Consider the following 13599-nt stretch of genomic DNA (forward strand, 5'->3'; position numbering starts at 1 on the left):
GAGATTTACATTAAATGTTCGCCGCCATTCACAGGAATAATGGTACCGGTAATCCAGCTTGCTTCGTCTTTGCTTAACAGGTAAACTGCGTTGGCCACATCTTTAGGGACCGTGAGCCTTTTAAAAGGATTGTGTTTAAGGGCATGTGTGTGCAGCGTTTCATTATCTGGGATCATCTGGAACGAACGGGTAACGGTAATTCCAGCCTGTATGCAATTTGCCCTTATTCCATAAGGCGCAAATTCCAAGGCGATATTACGGGTTAGGGCTTCCAAAGTCACTTTTGCAGCTGAAACGGCAGCATAATTCTTCCAGGCTTTTTTATTTCCTTCACTCGTAAAGGAAATAATCCTGGCATCTTTGGCAAAAAGCCCGGCTTTAAAAATATCCTGTGTCCAGTCATACAAGCTTAAGGCCATCGCATCTATGGTAAGCTGAAAATCGATATTTTCAAGCTGCTCTTCTTTTCCGGTCATCGATTTTAAATTTCCCTTTGCTATACTATGCAACAAGGTGCGTATCTTTCCTTCTTTACCTAAAATCTCAGTGATCTGGCTTACCAGGCTGGCCCTTTTTTCCTTCTGAATGGCATCTACATTAAAGCTTTCAAACTGCACTCCTGTTTCCCTTATTTCATCAAAAGATTCTTCGATATTAGGAATTTCAGACCTGCGATCCCTATGCACAATTATAATATTCATGCCGTGCTGTGCCAGTTTGCAGGCACTGGCATAACCAAGCCCACTACTTCCGCCAAGGATAAGCGCCCAGTAATTTTTGTCTTTAAATTCTTCTACCATTGCAATAAAATTCTTTGCGCTGAAAATCCGGGGCCAAAACTCAGCATTATTCCCTGTTCCCCTTCAGGAATATCCTTCTCCAGAAACCGCTGCAAAACATACAATACTGTTGCACTGCTCATATTGCCATATAAGCGCAGCACTTCCCTGGTGTCATCAATATTCTTCCCTAAGTTACCAAAAAGATCAGAAACCGTTTGCACAATTTTCTTCCCACCGGGATGGAAAATCAGGTGGTTCACCTTTTCTATGCTGCTGTTGTTTTTCTCCAGGAACGGGAAAATTATATCTTCAAAACGGCTGGAAATTGTCTCTGGAACTGCAGGATCAAGGATCATTTGCAGGCCGGCATTGGTAAGTCCAAAACCCATTAAATGGGTCGCGTCATAAAAATGATACATCTCTTCAGCTAATATTTCTGGCCCCTGGGCCTCTTCTTCTGAAGAAAGCAAAACACAGGCTGCTCCATCTCCAAATATAGCTGCGCTCACCATGTTTGCCATACTAAAATCTTCCAGCTGAAAAGTGGCCGTGGGGCTTTCCACAGCAATTACAGCAGCCCTTTTGCCAGGGTTGGCTTTTAGAAAATTATGGGCATAAATCATCCCTGAAATTCCCGCGGCACAACCCATTTCGGTAACCGGCAACCTGGTAATATCCTGCTTCAGCTGAAGTTCATTAATAAGGTAAGCGTCCAATGAGGGGATCATTATCCCTGTACAACTTACTGTAATTATATAATCCAGGGATTCGGGTTGCCATTGAGTAGCGGTTAAGGCATTCTGCAGTACGTTTTTCCCCATTTTTTTGACTTCCCGTACATATATGTTATTCTTTTCTTCGAAAGAAGTAGAAGTAAAAACCTCTTCAGGAGACATAATGGAATAGCGTTTATCTACTCCCGCGCCCTCGAAAATTTTAATGATCTTTCTGCGGAACCTTTCCTCCTGCCCTTCCAGCCAGTTTTCCACTAAGGGAATTACATCGGCTGTTTCACGTGAATATTCCGGAAGTTCCTTTACTGCTTTTATAACTTTAACGCTCATAAATTTTTGCTATTCTTTTCTATAATCCACTGGTAGCGGAAAGCCCATTTCCAGGATACCTGTTGTTTAAGAGAAGGTATTTTGGAAGCCAATATGGCAATTTCCTTCTTTTTAAATCCGCGTAAAATGGAGATCAACCCATCTTTACGGGCAATTTCATTGTTAATAAATACCTTACAGAAAGCCTGAAATAACCTGTAAGCTGTTTTACTGCGGTGAAGATCGTTTATTACGATTCCAAGTTTTACCTGCTTATAAAACTCATTCAGCAGATTTACGATCTGCTCATCTTTAAAATGATGCAGGGTAAGAGTGCAAAGGATAATATCATACTCCTTTTGCCTGAAGGTATCACTAAAAATGTTTAAGGCTGAAAATTGCAGTTCCGGATAGGAAGTACTCAATTCTCTGGCAATTTTAATTGCATGTGTATTCGCATCAATACCAATTAACTCAAAATTTCTATCCTTTTTTCTGCCCCACTTGGCTATTTCCCGAAGAATAGCACCATTACCGCAGCCAACATCGGCAATTTTAATTTTTTGTTCCTTAGGAATATCTTTAAGCAATGTTTTAACGCCATTCAGCGTAATTCCGTTGCCACCGAGCCACTTGTTAATATTGTCAAGGTCATGCAGGGTCTTCTTTAATTTATTTCCGCTTAAATCAAAATCATCCATGACCTCTGCCATGTCTGTTCTTCTGGAGGTGTCAATTTTCCTCATGCTGCTACTGGCTTTCCATGGGTTCTTTTAATAATGCGGGGAAGCAAAGATGGCATTGTACCTAGCAAATTCTGGGAAATTTCAGCCAGACCGGGATTCAGTAGTATTTTTTGGAGCATTATTCCGGTTAACATCCTGTTTTTAAAGTTTTTAACCCACTCTTCTTTATATCTTAATTCAAGTGCTTTCCGGCCCTTTTCCTGCCCCTTATAATACCCTAATACCGCCTCCGAAGCAATTTTAGCACTATGTATCGCCATAGCCATTCCATTCCCGCAAAGCGGATGAATTAAACCGGCCGCATCTCCCATCATGAGCACGTGATTTTCTACCATGGATTTCTTCTCAAAAGAAACTTGCGCTATGGTGAGATCTTTTTCAAACACGGGCTCTGCATGTTCAAAGAATTTATTTAATACAGGATTTGCAGAAAGTACATGCTCTTTATAATCCTGCGGATTTTTGTAATTCCTGAAACTCTCGTAAGTCGCCAGATAGCAAACATTCACGTTTCCGTTCTCTACTTTGGACAAACCACAGTAGCCACCTCTAAAATTGTTAAGTGCAACCAGGTTATCATCAAACCCATCATGCCGGTAATGGGCTTTTACGGCCAACCAACCAGATTTCTTCTGAATAAATTCACGCTGCAGCTTTTTATCCATTAATGAGCGTTTCCCATGTGCACCCAGCACAAAGCTGGCTTTAATTTGATTTTCTCCCGCACAATCTATAGTAAAATTATCATCCTTATATTCTACATTAGTTACAGTATCCTGAAGAATCCTGGCACCTCTTTCTAAAGCCTTTTCGTACAGGTAGTTATCCAGGATAAATCTGCTCACGCCCAGCCCGCCCATCTTTAAGCCGGAAGAAATTGTACTGCCATTAGGAGTGCTAAATTCCAGGCGGGTAATTTTTTTGGGCTTAAGGGATAAAATATCTACCTCTAAAGCTTTTATGTACGGAAGGATTTCCGTGGAAAGATATTCGCCGCAGACCTTGTGATGTGGAAAGTTTTCTTTTTCTATGAGGATCACGTTCAAGTTACTGGAAGCCAGGTGAATTGCCGCTGTTAAGCCGGCCAAACCTCCTCCAATTATTACTATGTCTGCGTCTCTCATAAATTGAAGATACTTAAAAGAATAAAAAAATCCCGGTGCTGAACCGAGATTTAGTAAATGTTTATGTATTTGAATTTTTAGTTCTGGGAGGTAGCGTCTTTAGCCTCTTCTTTTAAATCTTCACTGGCAACAATGGCTAATTCCACCCTTCGGTTTTTGGCACGGCCCTCAGCTGTAGTATTATCATATTTAGGTTGTGCCTCACCATACCATTTTGTGGTAAAACGCCCCTGGGAAAGGTTACCGTTATTAACCAGGTAATTGGTTACAGACTGTGCCCTGTTTTTTGAAAGGGTAAGGTTATAACTTTCAGAACCGGTATTATCAGTATGTCCTTCTACAAGTACGTTAGTATCGGGATATTCTTTTAAAATGGAAGAGAGCTTATTCAACGTTTGCTGGGATTCAGCATTAATATTTGACTGATCTGTGGCAAAATAAACCCCGCTGTTTTCATCAAAAGTAACATTGATTCCTTCTCCAACCCTTTCCACTTCTGCTCCGGGGATTTCCTCTTCAATCTGCTTGGCCTGTTTATCCATCCGGTTCCCGATGTAACCTCCGGCAGCGCCACCTACAACACCACCTATAATAGCTCCCAGGGCAGTATTCCCATCGCCGGTGTTATTTCCAATTACCCCGCCAATTACGGCACCACTGGTGGCACCAATTACAGCACCTTTTTGTTTATTATTGGCATTTTTTGTTGCCTCGCAACCCACTAACATGCTCATGGCAAACAGGATTGCAAAAAATTTATTTATCGATTTTTTCATAACATTCAATTTTAATTTCTACTAAAGTTCATTCGTATAACAAAAGGTTCTCCTTCCAAAGTCACAGTCTGTTCCCAAACCATGCTGTCCTGGCTTAGGCTCCTAAGGTTCATACGGAAACCCTGCCCTCCCATGGTAGAATTGGCATCCTCATCTGTAGGCTTCAGAAGAAAATCATACATTCCCTGCGGGGTATTTTCCTCATCTATAGACCAGTTGAAATAACGGGTTTCGGTTCCACAATTTGTACCCTGCAAGTTATAAGTTCCCTGATTGTTATTGGACACAAAATCCCAGGTACTGTTCTCAAAGCAGTTTGCCGAAGCATCATTTAAAAGGGTTACATTAAAGGTGCCTGTATTTTGAGGATAAGTTACGCTTGTTAAGGTCCAGCCACCGTCAAAGGTTTTGCGTGCTTCTTTTGCGACCTTACTGGGCCCGCAGGAAACGATAAGTACCGAGAAAAATACTAGGGTCAGAATCTTTTTCATTATATAGTGTTTGGGTTAAAATAAAAACCCAATGCAAATGCCGGCATTTGCCGATAATATACATTGGATTAATCTTTTTAAATATTCTTATCTTCTAAATAATCGGCTTAAAAGAGAGATTACCAGTAGCACAACAAAAATCCAGAAGATAATTTGGGCAATATCGGCAGCTCCTTCAGCTATTCCACCAAATCCAAAGATCGCAGCGATAATAGCGATAATTAAGAAAATAATAATTAGTCGTATCATAATTTATGATTTATTGATTAGCTATAACTAAAGTACACCAGCCCTTTCCGGCAGGCAAAAGATTATTAATACTTTAACAGTGGATATGTTAAGGAATCTTAATTAAATACTGTGAAAGTTGTTAAAATATTAGTATTCTGTTAATTGAATAAGTTTCTCTATTAATCGCTTTTTTGGAAGATACCCCTGTTCCAAAGAAGTGGCAAAAGGAATGGGGGTTTCCATGCTTCCCACCCGAAACACCGGCGCGTCAAGATGTTCAAAACACTTTTCTGAAACCTGAGCTGCTATTTCTGAAGCCATACTTCCAAAAAGAGAGTCTTCAGTAAGCACGAGTACTTTCCCCGTTTTTCGCGCCGATTTAAATATAGCCTCGTTGTCCAGGGGCTGCAGGCTTCTGAGATCAACCACTTCTACCTCTTTCAGTTCTAATTCTTCAATAGCCTCAAGTGCCCAGTGTACGCCTGCCCCGTAAGAGATAATGCTCATATTCTTACCTTCTTTTACGGTGGAAGCTTTTCCTATTTCCACGGTATAATATCCTTCAGGTACCTCCTGGCGCACGCTACGGTACAAAGCTTTATGTTCAAAGAAAAGTACGGGATTGGGATCATTTACAGCAGCATTCAGCAAACCTTTGGCATCGTATGGAAAAGCCGGATATACAACCTTTAGCCCAGGAGTTTTGGTAAACCAGGCTTCATTGGTCTGACTGTGAAAAGGGCCTGCACCCACTCCCGCGCCACAAGGCATACGAATAACCACATCGGCATTCTGCTTCCACCGGTAATTGGATTTTGCCAAATAATTCACAACAGGATTAAAACCGGAGCTTACAAAATCGGCAAATTGCATTTCAACAACAGCCTTCATTCCATTTATAGACAAACCCATTGCCGCACCTATTACAGCCGACTCACAAATTGGGGTATTCCTGATCCTTTCCCTGCCGAATTCCTCCAAAAAACCTTCGGTTATCTTAAAAACACCACCGTATTCTGCCACATCCTGTCCCATTAAAATTAAATTTTCATGCTTCTGAAAAGATTGGCGGAGCGCCTGTGAAACAGCATCTACAAAGCGTATGTTTTTTTTAGGATATGGATTTTCAAATTGCTGATTTACAAATTCTTTGTATACATCATTGAATTCTTTTTCTTCACTGAAGGAAACCTGTTCTTCCATATTGGCTTTAACCAGGTTTTCCTCAATTTCAGCTTTTATCTCCTGCTCGTACTGCTCCTGGATTTGCTCAGTAAGTATTTCTTCTTCTAAAAGAAACTTCCTGTAATTTTCAATAGGATCTTTCAAAGACCAGGAGGCCATCAGTTCTTCCGGAACGTATTTGGTCCCACTGGCTTCCTCATGCCCCCGCATTCGAAAGGTTTTAAATTCTAAAAGTACCGGCCGTGGATGCTTGCGCACACTTTCGGCAATTTCGGAGGTTTTTTGATAAACCTCCAGGATATTGTTTCCTTCAATTATATGAGACTCCATTCCGTAGCCTGCTCCGCGATCAGCTAGATTTTTGCAACGGTACTGTTCATTAACAGGAGTGGAAAGCCCATAGCCATTGTTTTCAATGCAAAATAATACCGGCAAATCCCATACAGAAGCAAGATTCAGGGCTTCATGAAAATCTCCTTCACTGGTGCCGCCTTCTCCCGTAAAAACTGCGGTAAGCCTGTTCTCCTTTCTAATTTTATGAGCAAGCGCAATTCCATCTGCCACCCCCAATTGCGGACCAAGATGGGAAATCATTCCTATAATCTTATATTCCTGGGTTCCAAAATGGAAACTCCGGTCCCGGCCGTTGGTAAATCCTCCTGCTTTCCCCTGCCACTGTGCAAATAACCTGTGCAACGGAATATCCCTGCTGGTAAAAATTCCTAAATTACGATGCATGGGAAGAATATATTCTTCACGCGAGAGTGCTTTGGCAACACCAACAGAAACTGCCTCCTGCCCTATTCCGCTAAACCATTTTGAAACTTTTCCCTGCCTGAGCAGGATAAGCATTTTTTCTTCTATCAAACGCGGTTTCAGCATAGAGCGGTATAAACCAAGAAGTTGATTTGCACTCAGGTTTTTCCTGTCATAATCAAAAATATGAGATGGCTTATTATGTACAGACATACACGAAGTTTATCAAATGTACTTATTTTTATAAATGCCCGAAAAATTAAATTTTTACGGCATCTCGCTTTATTTATTTAAATTTGTTTGTTGACTCTATAAATAAACACCACACAATATGGCAATGAATAACATTCCCAGCGTAGACCTGGCCGATTTTCTCTCTGATGATCCAAATCGGAAACAAAAATTTGTTGATGAAATCGGGAAAGCTTATGAAGAGATAGGTTTCGTTGCTCTTAAAAATCATTTTTTGAGCGATGAGCTTGTAGAGGAACTTTATAAGGAGGTAAAATCTTTTTTTGACCTGCCGCTGGAGACCAAACGTAAATATGAAATTGAAGGCCTTGCCGGGCAAAGAGGATATATCTCCTTTGGAAAGGAACACGCAAAAGGCAAAAAAGAAGGAGACCTCAAGGAGTTCTGGCACTTTGGACAGGAACCTGCAGAGGATGCCAATCTTACGGAAGAATATCCTGAAAACGTACAGGTAGAAGAGTTAAAAGATTTCAACCACGTTGGAATGGAGGCTTACCGTATGCTTGAGAAAACTGGAATTTATGTGTTAAGAGCACTTGCTTTGCACATTGGCCTTAAAGAACATTATTTTGACCATTGGGCGAGTAACGGAAACAGCATCTTAAGGCCCATCCATTATCCGCCAATCACCGAAGAACCAAAAGGCGCTGTACGTGCCGGGGCACATGGGGATATCAATTTAATTACCTTATTAATGGGAGCTTCCACCGGTGGCCTGCAGGTACTCAGGAAAGATGGCGAATGGATAGATGCAATTCCAAAGGAAGACGAGCTGGTGATTAATGTTGGTGATATGCTGGAAAGGCTTACCAATAATAAATTACGTTCAACTGTACACCGGGTAATTAATCCGCCTAAAGAACAGTGGGACAAACCAAGATATTCCATCCCTTTCTTTATGCACCCAAGAAGTGAAATGCCTTTAGATTGCCTGGAAGAATGTATAGATGAAGAACATCCAAAACAGTATGAAGATATTACCGCAGGTGAATTTTTACATCAACGGCTTGTGGAAATAGGATTGCTAAAAAAGTAGGTTATGGCAAAGAAGAAACTGGGGCTTGAAGATCTTGGAGGCTTTGTTTTCTCCACTGATGAAGATTTTGATGAAAATCAATATGCCGATGATGACCAACAGAAATCTTTAAAGCCAGAAGAACAGGAGCTGGAAGCGCATTTTAGCAGCAAAGGGCGCGGCGGTAAAACCGTGACCATTATAAAAGGATTCCAGGGCCCGGAAGAAGATTTGGTTGCCCTGGGAAAAAAGCTGAAGAAGAAATGTGGCGTAGGCGGTTCTGCCAAAGATGGCGAGATTATAATCCAGGGGGACGATCGGGATAAAATAATGCAGCTGCTTGAAAAAGACGGCTATAATGTTAAGCGTGTTGGAGGCTAACTGCCCCGACACGTTTTTTATCTTCATTTATGAGCAGTAAAACAATACATATTATTAATGGCGACAGCCTTGCCGAGAAAATGCAGGAGCTGGATATCCCGGGAGAAATTATTGTCTGGCGGGAATTACTGTGTGAGGGCCCGGCCGTGAAGGAACTGGGCAGTGAGGATTTTATAAAACTGCGGAAAAAATTTCTACAAGACAGCTATGGGATTTCTTCAGAAGATTATGAAGAAAAATTCCTGTCCCAGCTTTATGCATTGCAAAACATTGAAGAATATGATGCCGTGGTGCTTTGGTTTGAATTCGACCTTTTTTGCCACATAAATATGATAGCAGCCATCAGTTTTTTCCTTGCAAAGAAAAAAGAAGTCCCAATGTCCCTGGTGTGCAGCAAAAAGCTAAAAGGTGACGGAGGGCAAAAATCGCTTTCTCACCTTAGCAGCAAACAGCTTTTAAGCCACTATAAAAAAAGGATCGGCCTTACTTCTGATGACCTGGAGATCGCAGAATATATATGGGAACTATATTGCAGCAACAACCCTATGCAGCTAAAGTCACAGATTAAAAGAAACTCCAATTTTGAATACCTTTCCAGTTGTATCCGTGCCCATGTGGAACGCTTTCCAAACAGCACCACGGGGATAAATTCCCTGGAAAGGAATGTGCTCAAAATTATACAGAGGCATACTATATCTTCAGAAAACCAGCTTCTGGGTTATGCGCTGGAATACCAGGGTTATTATGGCTACAGCGATTCCCAAATGCAGCGTTTGCTTTCCAAATTAAAACGTTTTTATCATTTAAAAGAAGACAGGGTTGTATTAACCGAAGAGGGGGAGCAGGCCATGAACGGGACAAAAAACTTTTACAGGCAACTTAAAAATGAGGAATGTTTTGGAGGAGCCAAAATGTATAATTTCCTTTACGAACCTGAATCACACCGATTACTAAAACTTTAATATGAGCTTAGCAGCATCAGAATTTATCCTGAATATTGACGGGAGTATATACCATTTAAATTTATTACCTGAAAACATTGCCGAAACTATAATAGTTGTTGGTGACCCGGACAGGGTGGACAAGGTAACCGCCCATTTTGATTCCGTAGATTTTAAAGTGCGAAAAAGAGAATTTCACACCCAAACAGGAATTTACAAAGGCAAAAGAATAAGCGTGATCTCCACAGGAATTGGTACTGACAATATTGATATTGTGTTTAATGAACTGGATGCCCTGGTAAATATAGATTTTGACTCACGTTCTTTAAAAGATAAACTCACGAGCCTGGATATCGTGCGCATAGGAACAACGGGGTCTATTCAAAAAGATATTCCTGTAGATTCCTTTTTATTAAGCGAAAAAGGAGTGGGCTTTGATTCTTTGCTGCATTTTTATGATAGCAAACACGTACAGGAAACAGAACTTTCCAGGGCTTTAATGGAGCATTTACAATGGCCTTCGCAAAAATCTGAGCCCTACGCTGTAAACTGCGATGAAGAACTGGCAAAAAAGCTATCTTCAGACAAGGTTTTTAAAGGAATAACAGGCACAAACGTTGGGTTTTACGGTCCACAGGGAAGGATTTTAAGATTGCCCCTGCAGGATCCTGCTCTAAACAATAAACTGGAAAGTTTCTCCTGGAATGGCCAGAAAATCACCAATCTGGAAATGGAAACATCGGGGATCTATGGCTTGTCTAAAATGCTTGGCCACAGAGCGGTTTCCATGAATGCCGTAATTGCTAACAGGGCAAGCGGGACCTTTAGCAAAGATCCCAAAAAAGTGGTAGAAGAGCTTATCTCCTACTGCCTGGAAAAACTGGTTGCACAGTAGCTTATTTAACAGAAAATTAGACTTCATGGCCTGGCCTTCTTCGTATTTTTGGGCCTAAAGACTTTTTTATGCAGGAACCTGATGAAAACCGCTTCAGACACCGTGACCTCAACTGGTTAAGTTTTAATGAAAGGGTTTTACAAGAGGCCGCAGACAAACTGAATCCGCTTTACGAGCGCATTAAATTCCTCGCAATTTTCTCCTCTAATTTAGATGAATATTTTAGGGTAAGGGTATCCCAGCTAAGGCAGATGAAAAGGGTAAAAAAAAGCATCCGCAAAAAGCTGGACCTCCGTCCCAGTAAAATTACCAAGCAAATTATTGAGCAGGTAAAACTACAGCAGGAGAAATTTGGTGTACTGTATAAAAAGCAGATTATTCCTGAACTTGCTGAAAATGGTATAAATCTTATAGAATCCCATCATTTTAATGCAGAACAAAAGAAATTCGCCACAGGTTTCTTCAGCAAAAATGTTTTTGGGCATTTAAAACCGGTCTTACTGGATCTTCAAAAGGAAAATGAATTGTTTCTGGAGAATGCCGTTTTGTATTTCCTGGTAACTTTTCAGGATGAAAATAAACTGGGAGTTGTAAATATTCCGGTGAAAAACTGCGGGCGCTTTATTGCTCTAAAAGAAGAAAACCAGGAACATTTTATTACCTATTTAGATGAAATAGTTAGGTTTAAACTGGATGAGCTTTTTCCGCAGAAAAATATAACAGGAATTTTTGAAATTAAACTTTCCCGGGACGCCGAGCTCTATTTACACGATATTTATGATGGCGAACTTTCTGAAAAAATATATGAGTCGCTAAAACAGAGGACCAAGGGGCAACCAACTAGGCTCCTTTATGACGCAAATATGCCCCAGGAAGTACAGAAGAAAGTTAGAAAATTGCTCAATTTGGGCAAAATAGACATGATGCCTGGTGGAAAATACCATAATTTTAAAGATTTCTTCTCTTTTCCTGATCCTACAGATAATAATGATTTACACCGGGAATCGCGTCCTTCTATTCCGCATAAAAACCTGGAAAACAGCAACAATTATTTCAAAACCATTTCAGAAAAAGACCAGGCGGTACATTTTCCTTACATGTCTTTTAAATACATCGAGAATTTTCTTGAGCAGGCGGTGAATGATGAAGCCGTAACAGATATAAAAATTTCCCTTTACCGGGTGGCAGATGAGTCTAAACTTACCTCCTGCCTTTTGCAAGCCCTGGAAAACGGAAAAAATGTTACCGTTTTTGTAGAGGCAAAAGCCCGGTTTGACGAAGAGAACAATATTATATGGGGCAGAAAATTTGAAGAAAAAGGGGCGCACGTAATTTACAGTTATCCCAAGGTAAAGGTGCATTCTAAAATCATGCTGATAAGCAGGTTAGAAAATGATCATAGAAAGCATTACGCCTACATTGGCACCGGGAATTTTAACAGTGAAACCTCAGAAATTTACTGCGACCATGCTATTTTTACCGCTAATCAGCATATTGCCAAAGAACTCATGAGGCTTTTTAAAGTGCTGGAAGGCGAATTAATAATCCCGAGGGAAAAAAATCTCCTCATCTCCCCTTTTTCAACCCGGCAAAAATTCAGCAAGCTCATTTATAATGAAATTGAAAACGCGAGGGCCGGAAAATTTGCGGCAATCACCGCTAAAATGAATAGTCTGGAAGATCATGAGCTTATTGACCTGCTTTATAAAGCCAGCCAGGCCGGAGTTAAAATCCGACTGCTGGTTAGGGGCTTCACCTGCCTTATTCCGGGGATTGAAGGAATGAGCGTAAACATCTATATCACCAGTGTAGTAGATAGTTTGTTGGAGCATGGCAGGATTTACATTTTTGAGAACGGCGGTGATGAAAAGATCTTCTACGGAAGTGCAGACTGGATGAGCAGAAACCTGGACAGAAGAATTGAAGTGATCTCCCCTGTTCTGGATGAAGAAATTTCGAGGGAATTCAAAGATATTTTGAATATTCAGCTGCAGGACAATGTAAAAGCCCGGATCCAGGATGCTTCAGAAGACAATAAATATGTGCAGCGTGAAAATGGGCAAAAAGCCATACGCTCTCAACATGAAATTTACAACTACCTTAAAGAAAAACATACTTCATCATGAAATCGATAAGAATTGGCGGTGTACCTGAACATTTTAACCTTCCATGGCATTTATGCATAGAAGAAAATGAGTTTAATAAAGAAGAAATTAATGTGATCTGGAAAGATTTTCCCGATGGGACCGGAGCGATGAACCAAGCTTTGCGTTCAGGTGAAATTGATGCCGCCGTTATTTTAACCGAAGGTGTTACGTGGGATGTTATCAACGGAAACCCGGCTAAAATTGTACAGAGCTACATTGGTTCCCCTCTGGTGTGGGGCATTCATGTGGCGGCAGATTCCAAATACAAAAATCTCGCGGACCTTAAAAATACCAAAGCAGCGATTAGCAGGGAAGGTTCGGGATCCCATCTAATGGCTTATGTAAACGCCCAAAATAACGGCTGGGATATTAATAATTTGAAGTTTGAAATAGTTACCGATGTGGATGGTGCCGTAAATGCTTTAAAAGAAGACAAAGCGCAATACTTCATGTGGGAACATTTTACCACGAAACCCCTGGTAGATAACCATACTTTCAGGCTTATTGCAGACTGCCCCACTCCCTGGCCCTGTTTTGTAATCGCGGTAAGGGATGAAGTTTTAAAATACAATGCTGAAAGGATTCAAAAGATGCTCGAAATTTTGAATAATAAAACCAGGTCTTTTAAAGATATTCCTGAAATAGATAAAATTCTTGCCGAAAGGTATGATCAGAAACTGGAAGATATCAGGAGCTGGCTGAAGATAACCTCCTGGAGTAACCATCAGTTAAGCGCGAAAGAACTGGATGAAGTCCAGGAAAAATTACTCCAGTTAAATCTTATATCAGAAAAGGCGGCAGATTCAGAAATTCTTCACAGTTTGTAGGCTGTAT

The 13599-nt window shown here is 40.8% G+C and carries 14 protein-coding genes; 6 read left to right on the top strand and 8 right to left on the bottom strand.

From position 1 onward, the window contains the following. Positions 1 to 5: 5 nt before the first annotated feature. From RM553_RS03220 to RM553_RS03255, 8 genes are all read right to left on the bottom strand, one after another. On the bottom strand, positions 6 to 800 hold the full coding sequence (locus tag RM553_RS03220) for an enoyl-ACP reductase FabI (protein WP_311533543.1): 795 nt from the start codon (positions 798 to 800) through the stop codon (positions 6 to 8). Beyond that, positions 794 to 1846, bottom strand: coding sequence for a type III polyketide synthase (locus tag RM553_RS03225; protein WP_311533544.1), 1053 nt, complete (start codon positions 1844 to 1846; stop codon positions 794 to 796). Before RM553_RS03225 ends, RM553_RS03220 begins: the two co-directional genes overlap by 7 nt. Further along, the gene (locus RM553_RS03230) at positions 1843 to 2571 is read right to left on the bottom strand and encodes a methyltransferase domain-containing protein (RefSeq protein ID WP_311533545.1); all 729 of its coding nucleotides are present in this window, start codon (positions 2569 to 2571) and stop codon (positions 1843 to 1845) included. The genes RM553_RS03225 and RM553_RS03230 overlap by 4 nt, the downstream gene beginning before the upstream one ends. Beyond that, positions 2568 to 3695 carry an NAD(P)/FAD-dependent oxidoreductase gene (locus RM553_RS03235; protein WP_311533546.1) on the bottom strand — a complete coding sequence of 376 codons (1128 nt, stop codon included), beginning with the start codon at positions 3693 to 3695 and terminating at the stop codon, positions 2568 to 2570. The genes RM553_RS03230 and RM553_RS03235 overlap by 4 nt, the downstream gene beginning before the upstream one ends. Positions 3696 to 3772: 77 nt before the next feature. After that, positions 3773 to 4471 carry a YiaD family glycine zipper/OmpA-like lipoprotein gene (locus tag RM553_RS03240; protein WP_311533547.1) on the bottom strand — a complete coding sequence of 233 codons (699 nt, stop codon included), beginning with the start codon at positions 4469 to 4471 and terminating at the stop codon, positions 3773 to 3775. A gap of 11 nt (positions 4472 to 4482) precedes the next feature. Further along, a complete protein-coding gene (locus tag RM553_RS03245; RefSeq protein ID WP_311533548.1) occupies positions 4483 to 4962 on the bottom strand; it encodes a lipocalin family protein in 480 nt (159 codons plus the stop codon). Between the two features lie 87 nt (positions 4963 to 5049). Continuing rightward, on the bottom strand, positions 5050 to 5211 hold the full coding sequence (locus RM553_RS03250) for a DUF1328 family protein (RefSeq protein WP_311485615.1): 162 nt from the start codon (positions 5209 to 5211) through the stop codon (positions 5050 to 5052). A 129-nt stretch (positions 5212 to 5340) separates the two neighbouring features. Then, a complete protein-coding gene (locus RM553_RS03255) occupies positions 5341 to 7347 on the bottom strand; it encodes an alpha-ketoacid dehydrogenase subunit alpha/beta (protein WP_311533549.1) in 2007 nt (668 codons plus the stop codon). A gap of 124 nt (positions 7348 to 7471) precedes the next feature. Between RM553_RS03255 and RM553_RS03260 the strand changes: the two genes are divergently transcribed. From RM553_RS03260 to RM553_RS03285, 6 genes are all read left to right on the top strand, one after another. Continuing rightward, a complete protein-coding gene (locus tag RM553_RS03260; protein ID WP_311533631.1) occupies positions 7472 to 8422 on the top strand; it encodes an isopenicillin N synthase family dioxygenase in 951 nt (316 codons plus the stop codon). Positions 8423 to 8425: 3 nt separating this feature from the next. Then, a complete protein-coding gene (locus RM553_RS03265; protein WP_311533550.1) occupies positions 8426 to 8782 on the top strand; it encodes a translation initiation factor in 357 nt (118 codons plus the stop codon). Positions 8783 to 8811: 29 nt separating this feature from the next. Next, a complete protein-coding gene (locus RM553_RS03270; RefSeq protein WP_311533551.1) occupies positions 8812 to 9744 on the top strand; it encodes a DUF1835 domain-containing protein in 933 nt (310 codons plus the stop codon). A gap of 1 nt (position 9745) precedes the next feature. Further along, entirely contained in the window at positions 9746 to 10618 is an 873-nt protein-coding gene (locus tag RM553_RS03275) for a nucleoside phosphorylase (protein WP_311533552.1), read from the top strand. A 68-nt stretch (positions 10619 to 10686) separates the two neighbouring features. Beyond that, entirely contained in the window at positions 10687 to 12744 is a 2058-nt protein-coding gene (gene ppk1, locus RM553_RS03280) for a polyphosphate kinase 1 (RefSeq protein ID WP_311533553.1), read from the top strand. Continuing rightward, the gene (locus RM553_RS03285) at positions 12741 to 13592 is read left to right on the top strand and encodes a substrate-binding domain-containing protein (RefSeq protein ID WP_311533554.1); all 852 of its coding nucleotides are present in this window, start codon (positions 12741 to 12743) and stop codon (positions 13590 to 13592) included. The genes ppk1 and RM553_RS03285 overlap by 4 nt, the downstream gene beginning before the upstream one ends. Positions 13593 to 13599 lie beyond the last annotated feature (7 nt).

The sequence above is a fragment of the Autumnicola tepida genome, from assembly GCF_031846485.1.
Classification (GTDB): domain Bacteria; phylum Bacteroidota; class Bacteroidia; order Flavobacteriales; family Flavobacteriaceae; genus Autumnicola; species Autumnicola tepida.